Below are 23,157 nucleotides of genomic sequence, written 5' to 3' on the forward strand. Positions count from 1 at the left end.
AGACCTCTTAAGAGCAAGTTGAAAAGGCGTGTTCGGGTGCCTTGATACGATCGGATGCCTGCATCAATTTGCTGGCGATGACCTTCTCGGTGACGCGTTTAATATCGTCGTCGTTAAAAAAGGCCGACACGTACACCACCGGAAGCGGCTGGTCGGCCAGATGAATCGTGGAGATCACCAGTTCAATATCCTGTTGCTGGCAACACTGGTTCATGGTGCTGGCCGAGACGACGCCAGCGATGACCCAGTCAGGGAAGGCACGCAGAATGCGGCTCTTCAGCAGGTGTGACGTGCCCACACCGCTTGAACAGACAATCAGGATGCGTTTGTGAGCAATCTGGCGCTCCAGTGCCGCCTGAAAATGCACGGTCAGATAACCCACTTCATCATCGGCAATCTCCGGTAATTTAAAGCGCTGGCACAGTTGCGACACCGCATGTCCGGTCAACTGATAAATATCGGCCAGCTCTTTTTTTATATCCTCCAGTAACGGATTGCGGATGCGTATTTGATATTTCAGTCGGTTAAGTAACGGCTTAATATGCACCAGCAACCCTTCATGCAGCAGACGGTCGCTGCTCAGGTCAATATTAATCACGGCAGAAAAGGTGGCGATTAAATCCAGCGTTAAATGGCGCGACTCACTATTGGACAACTGACAATACAACGGAGGATTATCCTCATTTTCCTCGACCACAATGCCAGAGGAGATGATATATTGATAAACAAACCAGACTTCATCACAAGGTAGTTGATTATTAATTCTGCTTTCAACCTGGTTAATCATTTCCTGTGCGATAGCGAAAATAATTTCGTCCGGTTTCTGGCTGATGTTTTCTTCGCTCAGAATAAGCGGGTTACCCAGCGCCATGCGGTGCATCATAATTAAAATATGGGTAAAAAGATTAATATAATAAGGTTCACCCAGGGGATAGGTTAACTGGCGTTCCATCTGCTCCAGGATTTGCTGAACAAACAGCACATCCTCTTCACCAAAATAGTGCGTCAGGGCTTTATAACTGCCGGGATCCAGACGTGAATGATTGACCGTCCCCGGGTCCTGGAAATTCATCACATCATTAATCAGTGAGGCCATCGCCTGGCGAATATGATTTTCGCTGCCTTCAATATGCGTACCGCTCTGACTGCGGACCAGTGCCAGGCCGAGTGGGGCAATCCAGCTTTCAATGATCTTCAGGTCATTGACGATAGAGGCGCTACTGATGAAGTAGCGCTCAGACAGCTTGCTGATGGAGGTTTCCCGCGGGGTATCGCTCAGCAGTTGAGACGCAATTTTTACCCGGCGTGAATTATTGGCCAGCGCCTCAGCACCGCCTTCTTCTGGTGTTATCAGTTGCTCCAGCAGCATTAAACGCTGGCTGTCATCGGCAATCAGCATAATACCAATGCCAATCTTTTTATCGGTAGTGATATTCCACTCGGTTAACAGTGTTTCGATAAACTGGATATCGCGATGTACCGTTTTTTCTGACACGGCCAGCAGGCTGGCCATATTTTTAACCGGAACATACTCCTGATGTTGCAGAAGATACTTCAGTAATTTGTGTTGTCGGGAGGTTAGTAGTTGCATCAGATCACCCTTGAATCCCCTTGATATTTGACATGCCAGCGGTGTTTGCTGTCGTACTGTTACGTCAATTATTTGGGGTGTTATGTTTTAATTATTCACCGTTTCGGGTTGGATTTATCTTGTGCTGACTGAGTGAGATTAAATCTAGTTGCTGCCGGGGAAGCGGGCAATACTAAAGCGTGTCCCTGTGCGGGACAAAATTAAAACAGCAGGATGGAGGCTTATTATTTGGGAGAGGGATCACATTAATGGGTGTTGGAATAAGTGTGATCTTGTTCTCATATTATTTGTTTTATTCCTCCGGGCTGGGGAATATTCATTTCTCCCTCTGTGCAGAACAATTTGCTGCTGTCGCCCAGGCTGAACCATTGATCCCTGTGACAGACCCTTATCAGATAAGGTACTATCCTCGCCAAACTTACCGCTGTGTGGTGCGGAGTTGGCAGGCCCTTAACGCGCCGCGATGTGAGGAAAAGAGAATAATGACTGATCTGACGCAGGATGGTGCAGAGCGCCTTGCCCTGCATACCTTTACTGAGAATGCGTACCTTAACTACTCCATGTACGTCATCATGGATCGTGCGCTTCCTTATATTGGCGATGGCCTCAAGCCCGTTCAGCGCCGCATTGTGTATGCGATGTCAGAACTGGGGTTGAGCAACAACGCTAAGTTCAAAAAATCCGCCCGTACCGTCGGTGATGTGCTGGGTAAATACCATCCGCACGGCGACAGCGCCTGCTATGAAGCGATGGTGTTGATGGCGCAGCCGTTCTCCTACCGTTACCCGCTGGTCGATGGCCAGGGGAACTGGGGGGCACCGGACGATCCCAAATCTTTCGCCGCGATGCGTTACACCGAGTCACGTTTGTCGAAGTATGCCGAAGTGCTGCTGGGCGAACTCGGGCAGGGCACCGTTGACTACGTGCCCAACTTCGACGGCACTATGCAGGAACCGTCGATGCTGCCGGCGCGGCTGCCGAACATTCTGCTCAATGGCACCACCGGGATTGCCGTGGGCATGGCAACCGACATTCCACCGCACAACCTGCGTGAAGTTGCCAAAGCTGCCATTACGCTGATCGACAGCCCGAAAACCACGCTGGATGACCTGCTCGACATCGTTCAGGGGCCGGATTATCCGACGGAAGCGGAGATCATTACCCCGCGCAACGAAATCCGTAAAATCTACCAGAGCGGTCGTGGCTCGGTGCGTATGCGTGCGGTATGGAAGAAAGAAGACGGTGACGTGGTGATCACGGCGCTGCCGCATCAGGTGTCCGGCGCGCGCGTGCTGGAGCAGATTGCTGCGCAAATGCGTAACAAAAAGCTGCCGATGGTCGAAGACCTGCGTGATGAATCCAACCATGAAAATCCGACGCGTCTGGTGATCGTGCCGCGTTCCAACCGTGTGGATATGGAACAGGTGATGAACCACCTGTTTGCGACCACCGATCTTGAACGCAGCTACCGCATTAACCTGAACATGATCGGCCTGGATAATCGTCCTGCGGTGAAAAACCTGCTGGAAATTCTCAATGAATGGCTGGTGTTCCGTCGCGATACGGTGCGTCGCCGTCTGAGCTTCCGTCTGGAAAAAGTGCAGAAACGTCTGCATATCCTTGCTGGTTTGCTGGTGGCGTTCCTCAATATCGACGACGTCATCCATATCATTCGTACGGAAGATGAACCGAAGCCGGTATTAATGTCGCGTTTCGACATCACTGAAATCCAGGCTGAATCCATCCTCGAGCTGAAACTCCGCCATCTCGCCAAACTGGAAGAGATGAAAATTCGCGGTGAGCAGGATGAGCTGGAAAAAGAGCAGGCCTATCTGCAAGGGCTGCTGGCCTCTGAACGCAAAATGAATACCCTGCTGAAGAAAGAGTTGCAGGCTGACAGCGATGCGTACGGCGATGATCGTCGTTCACCGCTGCGCGAGCGTGAAGAAGCGAAAGCCATCAGCGAAAGCGAACTGGTGCCGTCCGAGCCGGTGACGATCGTCCTGTCACAAAGCGGCTGGGTGCGCAGCGCCAAAGGCCATGATATTGACCCAACGGGCCTCAGCTACAAAGCGGGTGACAGCTTCCGTGCTGCCGCACGTGGCAAGAGTAACCAGCCGGTGGCCTTTATCGACTCCACCGGGCGCAGCTATGCGCTCGATCCGATCACGCTGCCATCGGCGCGTGGCCAGGGTGAGCCGCTGACGGGTAAACTGACACCGCCACCGGGTGCTGTCATTGAACAGGTGCTGATGGAGGAGGACGACCAGAAATTGCTGATGGCGTCCGATGCGGGCTATGGCTTCGTCTGTACCTTTAGCGACCTGGTGTCACGTAACCGTGCCGGTAAAGCGCTGCTGACCCTGCCGTCGAATGCCAAAGTGATGACGCCAATGGCGATCCACAGCAATGACGATCTGCTGCTGGCCATTACTGCTGCCGGACGTATGTTGATGTTCCCGGTGGGTGACCTGCCGCAGCTGTCGAAAGGGAAGGGGAATAAGATTGTCTCCATTCCGTCGGCCCAGGCAGCCTCCGGTGAGGATAAATTGGCCTGGTTGCTGTTGCTGACGCCACAAAGTGATATTACGCTGCATGTGGGTAAACGTAAGCTGACGCTGAAAGCGGCCGATCTGCAAAAGTTCCGTGCCGAACGTGGCCGTCGTGGCACGCTGTTGCCGCGTGGCTTGCAGCGCATTGATCGGGTCGACGTTGACGGCCCGGTGCGCGCAGCCCCAACGGATGACAGCGAGGAGTAATTCGCCCGTCTGGCCCGATCGTCGTTGACGGGCCAGATTGGCGATTATTTCCCAAAAAATATAATAAGCATGAGTGCGCATGGACCTGTCCGGTGTGTGACCTGTAAGTAAAAACGAGGTAGTGATGCTTTCTCTTCTGCGTATCATCATCGTGGTGATGTATTCGATCCTGTTGTGTGTGTTTGGCTGTATCTACTGTTGTCTGTTCAGGCCGCGCGATCCGCGCCATGTTGCTACCTTTGGTCATCTGTTTGGTCGTCTCGCACCGATATTCGGTCTGAAGGTGGAGCTGCGCAAACCAGAGGGTGCTGAAAACTACCCGAATGCGATTTATATCTGTAACCATCAGAACAATTACGACATGATCACGGCGGCAAGCATGGTGCAGCCAACAACGGTCACTGTCGGTAAGCGCAGCCTGCTGTGGGTGCCTTTCTTCGGTCTGCTTTACTGGCTGACAGGTAACCTGCTGATTGACCGTGATAACCGTGCCAAAGCACACGGTACTATTGGTGAACTGGTGGATCAGTTTAAACGTAAAAGGATCTCGTTCTTGATGTTCCCGGAAGGGACACGTAGCCGCGGTCGTGGCCTGCTGCCATTCAAGACGGGTGCCTTCCATGCGGCGGTTGCGGCCGGTGTGCCCATTATTCCGATCGTGGTGTCGAATATTCACGGCAAAATCGAACTGAACCGGTTGAAGAACGGGCTGGCGATTGTTGAAATGCTGCCGCCGGTTGATACCCAGGCCTTTGCCGAGCAGTCCGTGCGCAAGCTGGCGACACACTGTCGTGAACTGATGTCGGCGAAGCTGGATGAGTTAAATGCCGAAGTCGCTGCACGCGAAGCGTCAGGTAAGCTATAAGTTAACGGAGTGGCCGGTGAGCCGGCCACGCTGTCCTCTCTTTACGACAGCACATCACGCGGATACACAGCCCGCGCATAATGATAAAAAATGGAATAGCGTCGCTGCGGCGGCCGTTTTGACTTACGGAGTGGGTATGTCCTTCAGTCGTCGTCAGTTTATTCAAGCCTCAGGCATTGCCCTCTGTGCTTCCACTCTTCCCTTACGTGCCCGTGCTGCGGGTGCCGGGCAGGGCAATCCGTTGCCGGTCCCGCCACTGATCGAGTCACGTCGCGGGCAGCCGCTGTTCCTGACGTTGCAACGCAGCCATTGGGCCTTTAACGGCAGCAATAAAGTGCCGGTATGGGGAATGAATGGTCTTTATCTTGGCCCAACGGTACGCGTCTGGAACGGGGATGACGTCAAGCTGATCTACAGCAACCGTCTGAATGAACCGGTGTCGATGACGGTGAGCGGCCTGCAGGTGCCGGGGGTGCTGATGGGCGGCGCGGCGCGTATGATGTCGCCGGGTGTTGACTGGGCGCCGGTGGTGCCGATCCGTCAGGCGGCCTCCACCTGCTGGTATCATGCCAACACGCCTAATCGCATGGCTCCGCACGTCTACAACGGCCTGGCCGGGATGTGGCTGGTCGAGGATGAAGTGAGTAAGTCCTTACCTATCCCCAACCACTACGGTGTGGACGATTTTCCACTGATTATTCAGGACAAGCGCCTGGATAATTTTGGTGCACCGGAGTATGACCCACCGGGTAATGGCGGGTTTATTGGCGATACGCTGTTGGTGAATGGCGTACAGAATCCGTTTCTCGAGGTCTCCCGAGGCTGGGTGCGTTTGCGTCTGCTGAATGCTTCTAACGCACGTCGCTATCAGCTGCGCATGAGTGACAGCCGCCCGTTCAACGTGATTGCCAGCGATCAGGGTTTCCTGCCCGCACCCGTAGCGGTTGACCAGCTGTCGCTGGCACCTGGCGAACGACGTGAAATCCTCGTGGATATGTCCCAGGGCGATGAAGTCTCGATTACCGCCGGGGAAGCCGCCGGGATTGTCGATCGTCTGCGCGGTTTCTTTGAACCCTCTTCGATTCTGACCTCAACGCTGATCCTGACCCTGCGCCCGACCGGGCTGCTGCCGTTAGTGACGGATAACTTACCGATGCGTCTGCTGGCCGATCAGATGATCGAGGGTGCCGTCAGCCGCACGCGCGAGTTCCGTTTGGGGGATTCAATGCCGGGCATTAACGGTGCGCTGTGGGATATGACGCGTATTGATGTGCAGGCACAGCAGGGTAGTTTTGAGCGCTGGATTATTCATGCGGATATGCCGCAGGCGTTCCATATTCAGGGCGTGATGTTCCTGATCAAGAGCGTGAATGGCGCACAGCCGATGGCGGAAGATCGCGGCTGGAAAGATACACTGTGGGTAGATGGCGACGTCGAGCTGTTTGTCTCCTTTACTCAGGCATCATCAGAGCATTTCCCGTTTACCTATTACAGTCAGACGCTGGAGATGGCGGATCGTGGCACGGCGGGGCAGTTGGCGGTGAATCCCGCCGTTCAGGTCGGGCAAGGTAGTTTTTAACGTTTCGCGCTTTTGTAGGGGCGAGGCATGCCTCGCCCGTGACGGATAATACGAAATGACGGAATACTAATTCAATTCATCCGGGTCCGGCCCCAGTCGCGTCCCTTCATCCAGTGCGGCAATATAGCTGATTTAGGTTTTCTGTAAGCGGAAATCGAACACCTTGAAATTATCCTCAATGCGCGACGGCGTGACCGATTTCGGGATCACCACCAGCCCACTGTCCAGATGCCAGCGGATGACAATCTGCGCCGGGGTTTTGTCGTACTTTTTCGCCAGCTGTTTAATCACATCCTGATCGAATACGCCTTTACCGCCCTGTGCCAGCGGGCTCCAGGATTCGGTCTGGATCTGATGCAGCGCATTCCACGCATGCAGGGTGCGCTGTTGCAGCATCGGGTGCAGCTCAACCTGGTTAATCACCGGGCTGACACCTGTCTCATCCAGCAGGCGCTTCAGGTGTGGCTCGTTGAAATTACATACGCCAATACTTTTGGTCAGCCCCTGCTTTTGCAGCTCAATCATCGCCTGCCAGGCCGCAACAAAGTTGTTCTTCCCCGGGCAAGGCCAGTGCATCAGATAGAGATCGACGCTCTCCAGCTGCAATTTTTTCAGGCTGGTTTCCAGCGCCTGTGGGGCGTTGAGCTGGTCGTCATTCCACAGTTTGGTGGTCACGAAGATATCATCGCGGGCGACATCGGTTTCCTGTAATGCCTGGCCAATGCCTTCCTCATTTTTATAAATTGCAGCGGTATCAATGGAACGATAACCCACGGATAACGCCTTAACGGCGGCGGCCCGAGCCTCATCAATGCTGGCCTGCCAGACACCCAGTCCGAGCTGCGGCATCATATTGCCATCGTGCAGTTTAATGATTGGTTGATCTGCCATGTTATCTCCTTATCAGCGAGTGAACCGGTGCGCGGGCACCGGTTGATGGCTCTAAGTCTAGTTGATACACAGACAACGGGAGGGGATTAACGGGCATCCAGATAAATCTGACGGCTGACGTCCAGCGTGATGTCCTGGCGTTCACCCAGCGCGGTCAGGCCTTTTTCTTCCAGTTTCTTGAGCAGTTGCGGGATGGAAGAACCGTCGAGCTGGTAGTCGCTAAAGCGCGTCGGTACACCCATCTGCTCGAAGAAGCTGCGGGTGGCGGCAATCGCGCCATCGATGCGTTGATCATCACTGCCGTCATGCAGGCCCCAGATGCGGGCAGCGAACTGCAACAGTTTCTCACGCTTAGTATCACGCTTAATATTCATCAACGAAGGCAGCACAATGGCCAGTGTCTGTGCATGATCCAGCCCGTGCAGCGCGGTCAGTTCGTGGCCGAGCATATGGGTCGCCCAGTCCTGCGGCACCCCGGCACCAATCAGGCCATTCAGGGCCATGGTAGCGCTCCACATCACGTTGGCGCGCACCGCATAATTTTCCGGCTCTGCCAGCGCTCTCGGGCCTTCTTCCACCAGCGTCAGCAGCAGGCCTTCGGCGAAACGATCCTGCACCCGGGCATCGACCGGGTAAGTCAGGTACTGCTCGATGGTATGCACAAAGGCATCAACCACCCCGTTGGCAATCTGGCGCGGTGGCAGGCTGTAGGTGTACACCGGGTCGAGTACGGCGAAGCGCGGGAACACATGATTGTTGCGAAATGCCTGTTTGTCGTGGGTGGAACGGCGGGTGATCACCGCGCTGCGGTTCGATTCTGATCCTGTCGCAGGCAGTGTGAGCACCGAGCCAATCGGCAGCGCTTTATGGATCTCCGCGCCGCCGGTTTGCAGGATGTGCCACGGATCTTGCGGGTAGAAAGCAGCAGCGGCAATAAATTTGGTGCCGTCCAGCACCGAACCGCCGCCCACTGCCAGCAGGAAGGTGATGTTTTCACGCTTCACCACCTCAACGGCCTGCATCAGCGTTTCGAAGCTGGGGTTCGGTTCAATACCGCCAAACTCCTGCACGTCAAAGCCTTCAAGCGCACTGTAAACCTGGTCCATCACGCCATTTTTCTTCACGCTGCCGCCACCGAAGGTGATCAGCACTTTGCTGTCAGCAGGAATTTCAGCGGCTAAATGGGCGATCTGCCCCTGACCAAACAGAATACGGGTGGGAGTATGCAGTAAAAAATTATTCATCGGTGACAGTCCTGGTGAGTGGGGCATTGTCTGAAGAGTCGCTTCAATTGTCACCACAAGGTGCTGTTGGCTCAATGCACATTCCTGCCTGTTTCTTGCCTGATTCTCCAAAGCACTGGAGAAATAGCAGTGTGCGGGCGATGATAGCGCCGGGTTTCTTTCGGTAAATGGGGAGCAATAATGGATCGACAGGCAATCTGCGCCCGACTGGCGCAACAGGTCATCGGCCTGGTGACGGGCGATAAAGAACGACTGGCTCCGGTGCCGGGCATCACGTTAATCTACGCCGATCGCTACTGGGCACGCCAGCCGGTGATGTACCAGCCCGCCATTGTGATCCTGTTCCAGGGGCAGAAAACGGGCTACCTCGGCAACAGCGAGTTCCAGTATGACGCTACCAAGTATCTGATGCTGACCGTCCCGCTGCCGTTTGAATGCGAAACCTTTGCCACACCGGAGCTGCCGCTGGCGGGGTTGTCGCTGCGCGTGGATGCGCTGAAGCTACAGGATCTGCTGATTGATATCGGTGAAGACGATGGCTTCCATCCCGAACCGCAAACGCGCGGCATCCACTCCGCGCTGCTGACGGAAGAGATGCTGTGTGCCACGGAGCGCCTGCTGGATGTGATGAGCCACCCGCGCGATGCACGCGTGCTGGGGCCACAGATTGTGCGTGAAATTCTCTATCACGTCCTGCAAGGGCCGTGCGGCGGTGCGCTGCTGGCGCTGGTCAGTCGGCAGACGCAGTTCAGCCAGATTGCCCGTGCCTTACGGCGTATTGAGCACCATTTTACCGACAGCCTGAGCGTGGACCTGCTGGCCGCCGAAGCCAATATGAGTGTGTCTGCGTTTCATCATAACTTCAAAGCGGTCACCAGCACCTCGCCGTTGCAGTATCTGAAAAGCTATCGCCTGCACCAGGCGCGCATGATGATGTTGCAGGAAGGCATGAAGGCCAGCGTGGCCGCCATTAAGGTGGGATATGAGAGTCCGTCGCAGTTTTCACGCGAATTTAAGCGCTATTTTGGCGTCACGCCAGGGGAAGAGATGATGCGGATGCGCCAGGCGGGATAGCCGTCAGATCCGGCAGGGGGCATTATATCAAAGGTTTACGGGCCAAAAAAACAACAACGTATTGATAAATAGTAAGAAAATCTAAATAAAATAAATTATTGAGAAGATGGTTAAAAAGCCATATATTGGCCGCGTTTTATGCAGGGTACCCATTTACTTTAATTCAATTAATTCAACTGCGGCGTAACAGACACCCCGGTTGTAGGAGAGATATGATGACGGATAAAGTCCGTATTGATGCTTTAGATGCCAAATCTTTTGATGGAAACAATGAGACCTATTTGGCCAGACAGGCCGAGTTTGAATCTAATGTAAGGAGCTATCCGCGCAAATTGCCGTTTGCAATTGCGAAAGCTCAGGGTATTTGGATTACAGATGTTGAGAATAATCAATATCTTGACTGCCTTGCCGGCGCGGGAACGCTGGCCCTTGGACATAACCATCCGGACGTTTTACAGAGCATCCAGAATGTCATTACCAGCGGCTTGCCGTTACATACTCTAGACCTGACCACGCCGTTGAAAGATCAGTTCTCAGAATACCTGCTGTCATTACTGCCAGACCAGGGTAAAGAGTACTGCCTGCAGTTCACCGGTCCTTCCGGTGCAGATGCGGTAGAAGCTGCGCTGAAGCTGGCGAAAAAAGTCACCGGTCGTGCCGGGGTGATCAGCTTCTCCGGTGGCTATCACGGTATGACCCACGGCGCACTGTCTGTGACGGGTAACCTGTCACCGAAAGAAGCCGTCGATGGCATGATGCCAGAAGTGCAGTTTATGCCTTACCCACATCTGTACCGCTGCCCGCTGGGCATTGGCGGTGATGCTGGCGTAAAAGCATTAACTTATTACTTCGAAAACCTGATCAACGATGTTGAGAGCGGCGTGCGTAAACCTGCTGCCGTGATTCTGGAAGCGGTGCAGGGCGAAGGCGGGGTGAACCCGGCGCCGGTTGAGTGGCTGCAACGCATCCGTAAAGTGACCGAAGAGCACGGCATTCTGCTGATCATCGATGAAGTTCAGGCTGGCTTTGCCCGTACCGGTAAATTCTTCGCCTTTGAACACGCGGGCATTCAGCCGGACATTATCGTGATGTCTAAAGCGGTCGGCGGCGGTCTGCCACTGGCGGTGTTGGGCATTAAGAAGAAATTCGATGCCTGGTCTCCTGGCCACCACACCGGCACCTTCCGTGGCAACCAGCTGGCGATGGCAACCGGCCTGACCACGCTGAAGATCCTGAAGAACAACAACGTTGCCGATAAAGTGGCAGAGCAGGGCGAGTGGCTGAAAGGCAAACTGGCTGAGCTGCAAACGCGCTATCCGGCCATCGGCCATATTCGTGGCCTGGGCTTGATGATCGGTATCGAATTCGTGAAGCCGCAGGAAGCGCCAGATCATATGGGTTGCTACCCGGCTGATGGCGATCTGTCTGCGCTGATCCAGAAAAAATGCTTCGAAAACGGTCTGATCCTGGAGCGTGGTGGGCGTAACGGTTGTGTGCTGCGTCTGCTGCCATCCCTGTTGATCACCCAGGAAGAGCTGGGTATTTTCCTGGATAAATTTGAACACGCCCTGCTGTCTGCTGGCGTTAAACAGTCTTAACTGGAGTAAGTTGATGTCCCGGTTAAACCCGATTCTGGCCGCTTCGGTGCAAAGCACCGATGCGTACCAGCAAGCGATTAAACAGACCAGTGAAGCCGTCGTGCAGTGGCTGCAACAGCCTGAGATGTATCAGGGTAAAAGTGTTGCTGAGCTGCGTGAACGTATCCAGCTGGACTTTACTTCTCAGGGCCTGGGCAACCAGGCCGCCATTGAGCGTGCGGTTGAGTTCTTCTTAAAAGACAGCCTGTCGGTGCATCACCCACAGTGCGTCGCTCACCTTCATTGCCCAAGCCTGGTGGTGAGCCAGGCGGCTGAAGTCCTGATCAACGCCACCAACCAGAGCATGGACTCCTGGGATCAAAGCCCGTCAGCCACCATCATTGAGATGAAGCTGATTGAATGGCTGCGTACTCAGGTAGGCTATCAGGCGGGTGATGCGGGCGTCTTCACCAGCGGCGGCACCCAGAGCAATCTGATGGGCCTGATGCTGGCACGTGATGCTTTCTTTGCCGCCAGGGGCCACTCTGTTCAGCAGGATGGCCTGCCAGGCGACCTGAGCAAGATCAAAGTGCTGTGTTCTGAGAACGCCCACTTCTCCGTGCAGAAAAACATGGCGCTGATGGGGCTGGGTTACCGCTCCGTGACGCTGGTGAAAACCGACCGCTTCGCGCGAATGGACATCAACGACTTAGCTGAGAAAGTCGCGCAGGCGCAGGCTAATGGCGAACAGATTCTGGCGATTGTGGCGACAGCAGGCACCACCGATGCGGGCGCTATCGATCCGCTGCGGGCGATTGCTGAACTGGCGGCACAGCATAAAATCTGGGTGCACGTGGATGCGGCATGGGGCGGCGCGCTGTTGCTGTCTGAGAAATACCGCGACTACCTGGACGGCATTGAGCTGGTGGATTCCATTACTCTGGACTTCCACAAGCAGTTCTTCCAGACCATCAGCTGCGGGGCGTTCCTGTTAAAAGAAGCCCGTCACTATGAGCTGATGCGCTATCAGGCGGCTTACCTGAACTCTGAGTTCGACGAAGCGCAGGGCGTGCCGAATCTGGTGTCCAAATCCTTGCAGACCACGCGTCGTTTTGATGCGTTGAAACTGTGGATGGGGCTGGAAGCATTAGGTCAGCAGCAGTACGCTGAAATCATCGATCACGGTGTGACGCTGGCACAAGACGTGGCACAGTATGTCACTGAGCAGCCATCACTGGAGCTGGTGATGCAGCCGCAGCTGGCGAGCGTATTGTTCCGCTATCGTCCGGCGTCGCTGGCGACTGCCGATGATGCGGCGATTGCACTGATCAACCAGAAAATTGGTGATGCTTTGCTGGATTCGGGCCGTGCCAACGTGGGTGTGACGGAATCGGACGGGGTAACCTGCCTGAAGATGACGTTACTGAACCCAACGGTCACCTTGCAGGATATTAAAACCCTGCTGGCACTGGTCGAAAAGACGGCAGAACAGCTGTAAAACGCAGTATGACGGGGAAGAGCAACCGCTGTTGCCCCGTTGATCAAAAGCCCGGTCTTACCGGGCTTTTTTGCCTTTCACGACCAGTGCAATACTGCCGACTAAACCAATCGAGAGCATCACCAGCGGCAGCACCATCAGGCAGGCCATCACCTGATCTTCATGGCGTTTAATAAACGGTACCTGACTGATACTGTAGCCAAAGCCCACCAGAATCGTGACCCAGAGCAGGCCACTCAGCCAGTTGAATAGCTGGAAACGGCCGTTTTTCAGACCCGAAATCCCCGCCAGCGTTGGCAGAATTGTGCGTACGAAAGCCAGAAAACGCCCTACCAGTAACGCCATCAAACCGTGACGATTAAACAGATGCCACGCGCGTTGATGGTACTGTGCGGGCAGATGCAGTAACCAGCCTTTGACCAGCCGGGTATTCCCCAGCCAGCGTCCCTGAATATAGCCCAGCCAGCAGCCCAGACTGGCGGCCGTGGTCAGAATCAGCAGCGTCGGAATAAATGCCATCACGCCTTTGGCGATCATGGCACCTGCCAGCAGCAGCAGACTGTCACCCGGCAAAAAGGCGGCGGGCAACAGGCCATTTTCTAAGAACAACGTCAGGAACATAATCCCGTAAACGATCCAAATTACATCCGGATTGGCCAGCGCGGCAAAATCCTGATGCCAGAGCGCCTGAACAATCTCGTGTAGTACACTCATATCCAGCCTTCATACTTTCTTGACGCTATTAAAACCTGACGGCTAGTGTAACTGGAAATACGCTCCAACACCTTGATCAAAGGCGCGAACCCGCGACCTCATTGATCAATTGTTGAGGATCACCGTATTTCATCGCTCAGGCGGGCAAAACCGGCGGCCAGGTCATCAATCAGATCCTCCACATTTTCCAGCCCGATATGCAGGCGTACCAGCGTACCGGTGAAATCCACACCGCCCGCCGGACGGATCGCCGCGAGTTCTTCCGGCTGGTTAGCCAGAATCAATGATTCATAGCCGCCCCAGGAGTACGCCATACTGAAGTGAGTGAAGTGGTCGAGGTAATGTGCCAGTTGCGTATGGCTCAGTTTTTCCTTTAGCACAAAGGAGAACAGGCCGCTGCTGCCGGTGAAATCACGCTTCCAGAATGCATGGCCTTTGCACTGCGGCAGCGCCGGGTGGTTGACCACCGCCACTTCAGGACGCTCTGCCAGCCAGTGCGCCACGCGCAGGCTGCTCTCTTCATGCTGGCGCAGGCGCACCGCCAGGGTACGCAGGCCACGGCTGGCCATATAAGCCGTATCGGCATCCACCATTTGTCCCATCAGATAGGAGTTTTCCCGCAGCTGTTCCCAGCAGCGTGCATTCGCGACGGCGGTGCCAATCATCGCATCGGAATGACCAATCAGATATTTGGTGCCCGCCTGAATGGAGATATCTACGCCAAAATCCAGCGCGCGGAACAAAATGCCTGCGCCCCAGGTGTTGTCGATCATAATGATCGCGTCGGGGGCTTTGCTACGGATTGCCGCAACGATCGCCGGAACATCCTGCACTTCCATGGTGATCGACGCCGGAGACTCCAGAAACACCACGCGCGTATTGGGCTGTACCTTTTCGGCGATCTCGCTGCCGATGGTGTGATCAAACCAGGTGGTGCTCACATTCATTTTACTCAGGATTTTGGTGCAGAAATCCTGCGTTGGCTCATAGACGCTGCCGCTCATCAGCACATTATCCCCGGCGGAAACAAAGGCGAGGATAGCATTGGCCACCGCTGCTGCGCCGCAAGGGTAGAGTGCACAACCGGCACCGCCTTCCAGTTCGGTCATCGCTTCCTGCAATGAAAAGTGGGTCAGGGTGCCACGGCGCCCGTAAAACAGCTCGCCGTCTGCCCGCCCGGCAGTGGCCCGTTTTTTGTCGGCGACCGTATCGAATACCAGCGAAGAAGCACGCTGAATCACCGTGTTGACGGATCCCTGGGTATAACGTTTGCTACGTCCTGCACGAATCAGTGCCGTTTCAATTTTGTCGCTGCTCATAAAAACCCTGTGTCATTTTTACCCTTTTTTTAACGTTAACACGGTAGCCGTTCAGGGGGTATTCGACAGGCGCATAAGTGATGAAAATTCACTATCAGTGCGAAAGCGGATTCCGGTAATCAACAAAATGAGCATAAAACGTCCAGAAAGTTGTAAATAGTAATGAGAACTACTATCAATTCACTCCTGTTTTGGTATGATCCGCGATAGAATTTTTCGCTATCAGCAATTGACGTTGGAGACACAGCGTGACAAATGATTTGATGCAGATGGACCTGTCCGTCTGGGGCATGTATCAGCATGCAGACATCGTGGTTAAAGCGGTGATGATTGGCCTTCTGTTGGCGTCCGTTGTCACCTGGGCTATTTTCTTCAGCAAAAGCATTGAGCTGAGCGCTGCGCGTAAGCGTCTGAAACGTGAGCAGCAGCTGCTGGCGAATGTACGTTCACTGGAAGAAGCCTCTCAGGTGTGTGAGAGCTTTAAAGGTCACAGTCTCAGCACGCTGTTGGTGAAAGAAGCCGAAAACGAGCTCGAACTGTCAGCCGGTTCTGACGACAACACCGGCATCAAAGAGCGTACCGGTTTCCGCCTTGAGCGTCGCGTTGCGGCTTTCAGCCGTCATGCCGGTCGTGGTAACGGCTTCCTCGCAACCATTGGTGCGATTGCACCGTTTGTCGGACTGTTCGGTACGGTCTGGGGCATTATGAACAGCTTCATCGGCATTGCAAAAACGCAGACCACTAACCTGGCCGTTGTTGCTCCCGGTATTGCTGAAGCACTGCTGGCCACCGCTATCGGTCTGGTTGCGGCGATCCCTGCGGTAGTGATCTATAACGTCTTTGCCCGTACGATCGGCAGCTACAAAGCCTCACTGGGCGATGTGGCGGCACAGGTTCTGCTGTTACAGAGCCGTGACCTTGACCTCGCTGCCAGCGAAGGTGCCCATCGCGTTCAGTCTGCGCAGAAACTGCGGGTAGGTTAAGCATTATGGCAATGCGATTAAACGAAGATCTCGATAGCAACGGTGAAATGCACGAAATCAACGTGACGCCGTTTATCGACGTCATGCTGGTGCTGCTGATTATCTTTATGGTCGCTGCGCCACTTGCCACCGTTGACGTGCGCGTCAATCTGCCTGCGTCCACCAGTTCGCCGCAGCCGCGCCCTGAAAAACCGGTGTATCTGTCGATCAAAGCCGACCGTCAGCTGTTTATCGGTAACGATGCCGTGACGCAGGAAACGCTGGTCGATACGCTGATTAAGCAGACTGAAGGCAAGAAAGACACGACCATTTTCTTCCAGGCGGATAAGTCGGTCGATTATGAAACCCTGATGGGCGTGATGGATAAGCTGCGCCAGGCCGGGTATCTGAAGATTGGCCTGATGGGCATGGAAACCGTCAGTAAATAATCTCGCAGGGGCGACCATTTCTGGTCGCCCCTTTCGTTTATACCTGAATCGCCGGCTCTTTCAGACGCCGTACCTGATACTGCTTCACCAACCGCTTAATCATCAACGAGCCTGCCAGCCCGCACAGCGCGGCAATCGTCAGCCATACGCCCGGCATCGCTTTATCCCCGGTAACATGAATCAGATAGCTGCATATCGCGGGTGTAAAACCGCCAAACAACGCAGTCGCCAGGCTATACGCCAGGGAGAACCCCGTCGCCCGCACTTCAGCTGGCATCACCTCCGTCAGATACACCACCATGGCCCCGTTATAGCTGCCATACAGGAAGGAGAGCCACAGTTCCGCTTCCAGCAGATGGGTGAGGCTGGGGGAGCCGACCAGCCAGTGCAGCACCGGCCAGGCGGTCAGGATCATCAGCACGGTAAACAGCAGTAACAGCGGGCGGCGACCGTAGCGGTCAGAGAGGGAACCCATTACTGGCAGCCAGATCAGATTGGAGATCCCGACGCACAGTGTGACAAAGAAGCTCTCTCTGTCGCTCATCATCAGCACTGTTTTGCCGAACGTAGGGGTAAACGCGGTGATCATATAGAACATCACCGTGGTGGTGACCACCATCAGCATGCCGGCGAGGATCAGCGCCCAGTTGCTGCCGACCGAGTGCATAATCTGACGCATCGTCGGGTGATGCCTACGCTGGCTGAAGGCCTCTGTCTCCTCCAGCATCCGCCGGATCCAGAACAGGAACGGCACAATCATACAGCCAATGACGAAGGGAATGCGCCAGCCCCATTCGGTCACCTGGCCTTTATCCAGCAGATGATTAAGCAGCAGACCCAGCAGTGCCGCGAAGATCACCGCTATCTGCTGACTGCCGGATTGCCAACTGACATAGAAGCCTTTTTTGCCCTTTGGCGCGATCTCTGACAGATACACCGACACACCGCCCAGTTCGACCCCGGCCGAGAACCCCTGGAGCAGACGCCCCAGTAGGATCATGATCGGTGCAGCCATGCCGAGGGTGCTGTAGCCCGGGACGACCGCAATGGTCAGTGTACCGATCGCCATTAGCCCGAGCGTGAGCAGTAACCCCTTACGGCGTCCGTGCTGGTCAATGTACGCGCCGAGGATAATTGCCCCCAGCGGACGCATCAGAAAACCTGCGCCAAAGGTCATCAGCGTCAGCATTAGCGAGGCGAAGGGGTCATCCCCGGGGAAGAAGGTTTTGGCAATGGCGGTGGCGTAGTAGCCAAACACCATGAAATCGTACATTTCGAGGAAGTTACCGCTGGTAACGTTGAAGATTGTTTTCGCACCGCCTTGCCGCGATGTATTGAGCTGGGGGGTTATCGCCATGACTGCATCCTTTTTGTGTTTCTCTCGTTTTTATCCTGCCAGGACGGTCATGTATGTGATGGTGATCACTCTGTTAATTTACAATTTATTTACATTGGTAATCAAAAATTAACAGAGGGCGTGAAGTTTAAAATTTGTACATTTTTCTGAACCTTCCATGAGTACCCTTCAATGAAGATTCACATTTGGTTATATTTGATCGCATTGTTCATTCCTTTTTTTCGCGCTGTATATCAACAGGATGACTGGTTTTTACTGTTTCCGGCCTCGACATGCTCTGAGCGATGACTAGCCTTATTGATGAATAAAACTGTTATCAACAGCCGGAGGAACCATGGCAGACCAATATGAAATGCAGAATCCTCTCACCCAGTATCCCGCCACTGAGTATCCGAAACAGCGTCAACCTGCACCGGGCGTGCAGGCCGAGATGCGCCCACGGCCGGACTGTGGTGAAAACAGCTATCGTGGCAGTGAACGTCTGAAAGGGCGCAAGGCGCTGGTGACCGGTGCCGACTCCGGTATTGGCCGTGCGGCTGCCATTGCCTATGCCCGTGAAGGCGCTGACGTGGCACTCTCTTATTTGCCGGATGAGCAGCGCGATGCCGAAGAAGTCGCCAGGCTGGTTGAGCAGGCCGGACGTAAAGCCGTGCTGCTGCCGGGAGACATCAGTAATGAAGCCTTTAGTAAAAAGCTGGTTGAAGACGCCCGGGAGCTGCTGGGGGGCCTGGACATCCTGGCGCTGGTCGCCGGTAAACAGGTGGCGGTAGAGCACATTGCCGACCTCACCACCGAGCAGTTCCGTAAGACGTATGAGACCAACGTATTCGCGCTTTACTGGATCACCCAGGCGGCCATCCCCCATATGCCACCTGGCGGTAGCATCATTACGACGTCATCCATTCAGGCCTATCAACCGAGTGCGCATCTGCTGGATTATGCGTCCACCAAGGCGGCGATCCTCGCCTATACCCGGGCGCTGGCGAAGCAGATTATCGATAAAGGCATCCGGGTGAACTGTGTAGCACCGGGTCCCATCTGGACGGCGTTGCAGATAGCGGGCGGGCAGACGCAGGATAAGATCCCGGAATTTGGTCAGCAGACGCCGATGAAGCGGGCAGGGCAACCTGCGGAGCTGGCACCGATTTATGTTTATCTGGCTTCGCAGGAATCAAGTTATGTCACGGCAGAGGTGCATGGTGTGACGGGTGGGAATCACTTAGGTTAGTGTGACTCACCGGTTTAAGGGCCAGGTCAAGGGCGTTTCGCTTTCCCACTTCGTGGGCGAAGCGACCAAAGGGCGGCAGTCGCCCCGCCCTTTGGAATCCGCGCTTGCGGCAGGCGCCACGCCCGCTTTCAGCGGGTGCCTTCGCAAGCGTTGCTCACCGACGCACCGCTCGTGACGGCACCTCCCTGTGCCGGCCCGAGCTTTCACCGCCGTCCTGGCGGTTCATCCTGGTTCACATCGCTTCCTCAGCGCGGCTTAATTGCCGCCTCAACGTCAAAATCAAAATCTAAAAGATTAAATAAAACCAAAAAGGCTTTTTATGTCTGGTCTATTTGATTGGTTTTTCTTTTGATTTTGACCTGGCCGTTGACCTTTTGAGCGGCAATTAAGCCTCGCCGAAGGAGGGCGGATTTCCAGGACGAGCCGACAGGACGGCGGCGAGAGGGTGAGCCGGGACAGGGATGTCCCGTCACGCCCGGTCCGGCAGGAAAACCGATCGACTGAGGGAACCCGCTTTAGCGGGCGATGCGCCTGCCGCTAGCCCGGGGTCAAGGGGCGGCGGCGACTGGCCGCCCCTTGTCGCTCAGCCCGCGCAGCGGGAAAGCGAAACGCCCTTGACCTTAATCCCTTGACTTCAAAACGATAAATCCACCGTCACCGTATCATTATACGTCCCTGCCACAGGCGTCGCCTGGCTGGACAACACCTGCGCATTGTAGCTAAACGTACGGGTGAGACCATCCGTACTGGCGATGCCGGCAGTGCTCTGTACCCGGTCAGCCGCCACACTGCTTCCCCAGCGGGTGGTACCCGATCCTTTATAAATCTCATACGCCAGCTGGCCACCCGCGGCGCTGGTCATATAGCGCTGCGTACCCACGGCATGCAGGCCGTTGCTCATGCCGACGCTGTAGGTGCTGCCTTTGGTGCAGATCACGTTGAGCGTCTGACTGATGGGGTTGAACTGGCTGACCAGGGGGGCGCTGCTAAAGTTGACGTTGGGCGCGGTGATCGTTGTGCAGTCTTTGGATATTGCGATATTCACGACAATAGACTGCGTGCTGCTGCCGGTTTGCTGTGAACCCAGCAAGCAGAGACCCAGCGCACCAATGCCCGTACAGACATCGTAATTGACCGTGACCGCCAGCGTGACGGTATAGCTCCCCTCCGCGACCACCGCGCCAGGAACGGTACGCAGGTAAAGGGGAATGTTAAATATCACCTGACCGCCGCCGCCAATATTCAGGCCCAGCAGTTGAGATCGAGACAGGGTGTAGGTTGCACCATTGATGGTCAGCTCGCTGGTAGTGCAGGCAGCGTCGTAACAGAGCTGTATCGGGATCAGATCCGTACCCTGTTTCATTGCGCCCCGATTACCAATGATTGAGCCGGTCGTGGCACCGGTCAACTGGAGCTTAACGGTGTCGCTGCTCAGCAGCGCCAGCACCCCGGCACCGCAGTTAACGGTAATATTTTGTGTGACGGTGCTAATGCCCGTATTCACGGTAAACGAGCTGACGGGGCCAAAGTTGGCCGTCACCGTGGGCGTGGTACAGGCTGCCAGCGCAGGCAATGTGCTCCCCATCAGCAGGATGGCGCTGCACAGCAATAACAGTTTTCTCATGGTGTCTTTCCTGAAGGTAACGGCGGCAGCGTGCAAACCAGCGGGCCGTAGGTGGTCAGTGATTTAGGCCGTCCACCGGAGACGGTCAGTTCCGTGTCACAGGTGCGTCCATCCGGGGTTCGTACATGGATGGCATTGCGGGTTGCCAGATTTTCCATCCAGACAATACCGTCCCAGCCAACATACTCCGTCTGCTGACCCTGACGAGTGATCTCGCTGGAGAGCGGCAGCGCCTCACCGTTCTGGTCATGCAGGATCACGCTGGCCGCACGCAACGGCTCAATGGGGAAATGCAGCAGATAGCCGCTCTGGCGCTTCACGGAAAAACGCTGCTCGACGCTGCTGCTGGTCATATCGGCCGGAAGATCGAGGGTGTCGATATCGTATTTTGCCGGATAATAGGAGCTGACTCTGGGCACCAGCAGGTAGCCTTTTTGATCAGTCTTGCCCATCAGCTGGTTTTCAAAACGCACATTGATATCCGGGTAATCCGTTTTCACCAGCACAAAGGCATCCGTCACCTGGTTAGCGGCAAACACGCCGCCGTCCATCAGCACCAGGGAACCGGATAAATCACCATATTGGGTGCTGTAATTGTCATCGCCGTAGAATCCGGCTGAGGTTTCCACTTTCTGGTTACGCCAGCGCAGGGTGCCCTGACGGTAGTTGCCCCCATCGCTCTGATTGGCGACCGAGGCATCCCACGCAAAACCGCCATCGGTCGGCATGGAGTGCGACAGGCTGAGACGCTCTGAAGTGCCGCCCTGCTGATTACGCTCTACGCTGATGCTGGCGCTGGTCATATCGCTGAAGGGGATCATCAGGCCAATCGCACCGGACCAGTCGCCTTGCTGCTGGTCGCGGCTGGCGGAGACATACAGGCTGGAGTTTCCCCACAGCGTCCGGCTCCACGACAGATTCAGCAATCGGGTTCTTTCGCCGCTGCCGCTGGTGATATCAATCAGTGCTGCACCCAGGCTACCGAACTGATCCAGCGACACGCTGGCATTGTACTGTGCGCTACGGCGGCTGAGCGTGTTGTATTCGAGGTTGTCGCTGTTGTTCTCACGGTCGGCATACAGGGCAAGGTTACCAAAACCGGTGGTGCGTTTGGTCTGCTGCATCCCCAGGCTAAAACGGTTGGTGCTGTACTGATAGCCCCAGCTGTACTGTCTGCCGCTCTCGCCCTGCATCTGGCTCTGGCTGACCGCACCGTTAACCACGCCGTATGCCCCCAGTTTAAGTTGTACCCCCGCGCCGCCCAGTGCCAGTGACGGCGCCGCTTCGGCATGGCTTTCCAGCGTCAGCCAGTCGATCAGCCCGTAGCGATAAGAACCGCTGGTCGCCGCCGAACCGTAATCAAAATTTTTCAGCCCGTAGTTCTGACGCAGGGCTCCGGCGGAGAAAGAGTAATCAGACAGCCCGCTTTTCAACAGGTTACTGGCGACATAAAAGGGTAGCGTGGTACTGACCCGTCGGCCCTGAGCATCGGTCGTGACCACTACTGCATTCCCTGCACCGTTAACAAACGGCATATTCGTCAATGAGTAAGGACCGGGCTGTACGTTATTACTGCTGGTTTTATAGCCGTTAACGAACAGATCAACGGTAGAGGGGACGGCGGCCTGGCCGGAAAATGAGGGCAGAGGATAAGTGACCAGATCCGGACGCAACGAGAAATCGCGCGACAGCTGAATACCGCCGAGGCGTACACTGCTGCTCCACGTCAGCGAGTCGCTGATCAGGTCACCCACCTGCCAGTCCAGGGCATTTTCTTCATTTTGATTCGACCAGTTGGTGTCATAACGGATATAGCCATTTTCCAGATAGCTGGTCTGGCCGGAGAGCTGCTGCTGGTAAACGCCATTGCTGACAAACTGGCCGTAGCCGCCAAACAGGCGCAGCTCATTTGTCGCCGCCAGACGTGAGCCACCGCCAGTCGACTGACTGACATACAGGTCATAATTTAACAGCGCACCGCTGCTGCTGCGTCCTTCATAGCGGGGGCCGTTATGCGTGGTGCCCGTAAAGGTCTGCTCGGGAAGCCATTCGGGCGGCACATTGAGCAGGATACGCTGGCGCTGGCGATCATACTCCGCTTTTACCTTATCCATCACGGAGACATCCATAATCGATGAGTTGATTTGCGCGCTCGGGATGCCTGCCTGCTGAAGATCGGCGGCACGCAAAAGGTAATGTCCGTCACGAAACTGCACCGGCACCACCATGCCGCGATCCTCATCATTGACCACCAACCCCAGCATATAGCTCTGTGGCTGATCTGCCTGGCCTCCGGCGCTGGCAGCGGGTGGGGGCGGCAGTGAGGTATAGGTTTCAGCACTGCATGTCACAGAAGACAGGCAGGTCAGCAGGCCGGTCACGATCAGAGTGCGGTGCCGTTCCGGCACCAGGCAGCGTCTGGTCAT

At 55.3% G+C, this 23,157-nt stretch carries 16 protein-coding genes and 1 pseudogene; 9 read left to right on the forward strand and 8 right to left on the reverse strand.

The features are described 5' to 3' along the window. Positions 1-7: 7 nt before the first annotated feature. On the reverse strand, positions 8-1,591 hold the full coding sequence (locus tag WH279_RS07580) for a BglG family transcription antiterminator (protein WP_339455560.1): 1,584 nt from the start codon (positions 1,589-1,591) through the stop codon (positions 8-10). A 482-nt stretch (positions 1,592-2,073) separates the two neighbouring features. Between WH279_RS07580 and parC the strand changes: the two genes are divergently transcribed. From parC to ftsP, 3 genes are all read left to right on the forward strand, one after another. Further along, positions 2,074-4,350, forward strand: a complete 2,277-nt coding sequence (gene parC, locus WH279_RS07585) for a DNA topoisomerase IV subunit A (RefSeq protein WP_339455562.1) — start codon at positions 2,074-2,076, stop codon at positions 4,348-4,350. A gap of 124 nt (positions 4,351-4,474) precedes the next feature. Then, positions 4,475-5,215 (forward strand): 1-acylglycerol-3-phosphate O-acyltransferase, encoded by a 741-nt coding sequence (locus tag WH279_RS07590; RefSeq protein ID WP_133843813.1) that lies wholly within the window; start codon positions 4,475-4,477, stop codon positions 5,213-5,215. A gap of 136 nt (positions 5,216-5,351) precedes the next feature. Next, entirely contained in the window at positions 5,352-6,794 is a 1,443-nt protein-coding gene (gene ftsP / locus WH279_RS07595; RefSeq protein ID WP_200642819.1) for a cell division protein FtsP, read from the forward strand. A gap of 66 nt (positions 6,795-6,860) precedes the next feature. Here the strand turns inward: ftsP and dkgA are convergent. Continuing rightward, positions 6,861-7,685, reverse strand: a pseudogene (gene dkgA, locus WH279_RS07600) (2,5-didehydrogluconate reductase DkgA). Between the two features lie 86 nt (positions 7,686-7,771). Beyond that, the gene (gene yqhD / locus WH279_RS07605) at positions 7,772-8,929 is read right to left on the reverse strand and encodes an alcohol dehydrogenase (RefSeq protein ID WP_339455565.1); all 1,158 of its coding nucleotides are present in this window, start codon (positions 8,927-8,929) and stop codon (positions 7,772-7,774) included. 180 nt (positions 8,930-9,109) lie between these two features. On the opposite strand from yqhD, the gene WH279_RS07610 reads away from it, so the two are divergent. The 3 genes from WH279_RS07610 (at position 9,110) to WH279_RS07620 (ending at position 13,078) form a co-directional block, all read left to right on the forward strand. After that, a complete protein-coding gene (locus tag WH279_RS07610) occupies positions 9,110-10,003 on the forward strand; it encodes an AraC family transcriptional regulator (RefSeq protein ID WP_200642822.1) in 894 nt (297 codons plus the stop codon). Positions 10,004-10,218: 215 nt separating this feature from the next. Next, the gene (locus WH279_RS07615; RefSeq protein ID WP_200642834.1) at positions 10,219-11,601 is read left to right on the forward strand and encodes a diaminobutyrate--2-oxoglutarate transaminase; all 1,383 of its coding nucleotides are present in this window, start codon (positions 10,219-10,221) and stop codon (positions 11,599-11,601) included. Positions 11,602-11,614: 13 nt separating this feature from the next. Continuing rightward, entirely contained in the window at positions 11,615-13,078 is a 1,464-nt protein-coding gene (locus tag WH279_RS07620; protein WP_212813692.1) for a pyridoxal phosphate-dependent decarboxylase family protein, read from the forward strand. Between the two features lie 57 nt (positions 13,079-13,135). Here the strand turns inward: WH279_RS07620 and WH279_RS07625 are convergent, their stop codons facing one another. Further along, on the reverse strand, positions 13,136-13,792 hold the full coding sequence (locus tag WH279_RS07625) for a DedA family protein (protein ID WP_200642824.1): 657 nt from the start codon (positions 13,790-13,792) through the stop codon (positions 13,136-13,138). A gap of 119 nt (positions 13,793-13,911) precedes the next feature. Next, entirely contained in the window at positions 13,912-15,111 is a 1,200-nt protein-coding gene (metC, locus tag WH279_RS07630; protein ID WP_339455569.1) for a cystathionine beta-lyase, read from the reverse strand. A gap of 248 nt (positions 15,112-15,359) precedes the next feature. On the opposite strand from metC, the gene exbB reads away from it, so the two are divergent. Together exbB and exbD are read left to right on the forward strand one after the other, a co-directional pair. Continuing rightward, the gene (gene exbB / locus WH279_RS07635; protein ID WP_159337358.1) at positions 15,360-16,094 is read left to right on the forward strand and encodes a tol-pal system-associated acyl-CoA thioesterase; all 735 of its coding nucleotides are present in this window, start codon (positions 15,360-15,362) and stop codon (positions 16,092-16,094) included. Between the two features lie 5 nt (positions 16,095-16,099). Beyond that, positions 16,100-16,522, forward strand: a complete 423-nt coding sequence (exbD, locus tag WH279_RS07640) for a TonB system transport protein ExbD (RefSeq protein ID WP_133843795.1) — start codon at positions 16,100-16,102, stop codon at positions 16,520-16,522. A 37-nt stretch (positions 16,523-16,559) separates the two neighbouring features. Here the strand turns inward: exbD and WH279_RS07645 are convergent, their stop codons facing one another. After that, positions 16,560-17,879 carry an MFS transporter gene (locus WH279_RS07645; protein WP_339455572.1) on the reverse strand — a complete coding sequence of 440 codons (1,320 nt, stop codon included), beginning with the start codon at positions 17,877-17,879 and terminating at the stop codon, positions 16,560-16,562. Between the two features lie 334 nt (positions 17,880-18,213). On the opposite strand from WH279_RS07645, the gene WH279_RS07650 reads away from it, so the two are divergent. Beyond that, a complete protein-coding gene (locus WH279_RS07650; RefSeq protein WP_339455574.1) occupies positions 18,214-19,107 on the forward strand; it encodes an SDR family oxidoreductase in 894 nt (297 codons plus the stop codon). A 634-nt stretch (positions 19,108-19,741) separates the two neighbouring features. Here the strand turns inward: WH279_RS07650 and WH279_RS07655 are convergent. Both WH279_RS07655 and WH279_RS07660 read right to left on the reverse strand, forming a co-directional pair. After that, on the reverse strand, positions 19,742-20,731 hold the full coding sequence (locus tag WH279_RS07655) for a Csu type fimbrial protein (protein ID WP_339455576.1): 990 nt from the start codon (positions 20,729-20,731) through the stop codon (positions 19,742-19,744). After that, entirely contained in the window at positions 20,728-23,157 is a 2,430-nt protein-coding gene (locus tag WH279_RS07660) for a fimbria/pilus outer membrane usher protein (protein WP_339455578.1), read from the reverse strand. The genes WH279_RS07655 and WH279_RS07660 overlap by 4 nt, the downstream gene beginning before the upstream one ends.

It is taken from the genome of Erwinia sp. MYb375 (assembly GCF_037479175.1).
GTDB classification, from domain to species: domain Bacteria; phylum Pseudomonadota; class Gammaproteobacteria; order Enterobacterales; family Enterobacteriaceae; genus Erwinia; species Erwinia rhapontici.

Bases quoted from the DNA above. Each gene is read 5' to 3' on its own strand.
- WH279_RS07580 (WP_339455560.1), bottom strand. From the start codon at position 1,591: ATGCAACTACTAACCTCCCGACAACACAAATTACTGAAGTATCTTCTG.
- parC (WP_339455562.1), top strand. From the start codon at position 2,074: ATGACTGATCTGACGCAGGATGGTGCAGAGCGCCTTGCCCTGCATACC.
- WH279_RS07590 (WP_133843813.1), top strand. From the start codon at position 4,475: ATGCTTTCTCTTCTGCGTATCATCATCGTGGTGATGTATTCGATCCTG.
- ftsP (WP_200642819.1), top strand. From the start codon at position 5,352: ATGTCCTTCAGTCGTCGTCAGTTTATTCAAGCCTCAGGCATTGCCCTC.
- yqhD (WP_339455565.1), bottom strand. From the start codon at position 8,929: ATGAATAATTTTTTACTGCATACTCCCACCCGTATTCTGTTTGGTCAG.
- WH279_RS07610 (WP_200642822.1), top strand. From the start codon at position 9,110: ATGGATCGACAGGCAATCTGCGCCCGACTGGCGCAACAGGTCATCGGC.
- WH279_RS07615 (WP_200642834.1), top strand. From the start codon at position 10,219: ATGACGGATAAAGTCCGTATTGATGCTTTAGATGCCAAATCTTTTGAT.
- WH279_RS07620 (WP_212813692.1), top strand. From the start codon at position 11,615: ATGTCCCGGTTAAACCCGATTCTGGCCGCTTCGGTGCAAAGCACCGAT.
- WH279_RS07625 (WP_200642824.1), bottom strand. From the start codon at position 13,792: ATGAGTGTACTACACGAGATTGTTCAGGCGCTCTGGCATCAGGATTTT.
- metC (WP_339455569.1), bottom strand. From the start codon at position 15,111: ATGAGCAGCGACAAAATTGAAACGGCACTGATTCGTGCAGGACGTAGC.
- exbD (WP_133843795.1), top strand. From the start codon at position 16,100: ATGGCAATGCGATTAAACGAAGATCTCGATAGCAACGGTGAAATGCAC.
- WH279_RS07645 (WP_339455572.1), bottom strand. From the start codon at position 17,879: ATGGCGATAACCCCCCAGCTCAATACATCGCGGCAAGGCGGTGCGAAA.
- WH279_RS07650 (WP_339455574.1), top strand. From the start codon at position 18,214: ATGGCAGACCAATATGAAATGCAGAATCCTCTCACCCAGTATCCCGCC.
- WH279_RS07655 (WP_339455576.1), bottom strand. From the start codon at position 20,731: ATGAGAAAACTGTTATTGCTGTGCAGCGCCATCCTGCTGATGGGGAGC.
- WH279_RS07660 (WP_339455578.1), bottom strand. From the start codon at position 23,157: ATGACCAGACGCTGCCTGGTGCCGGAACGGCACCGCACTCTGATCGTG.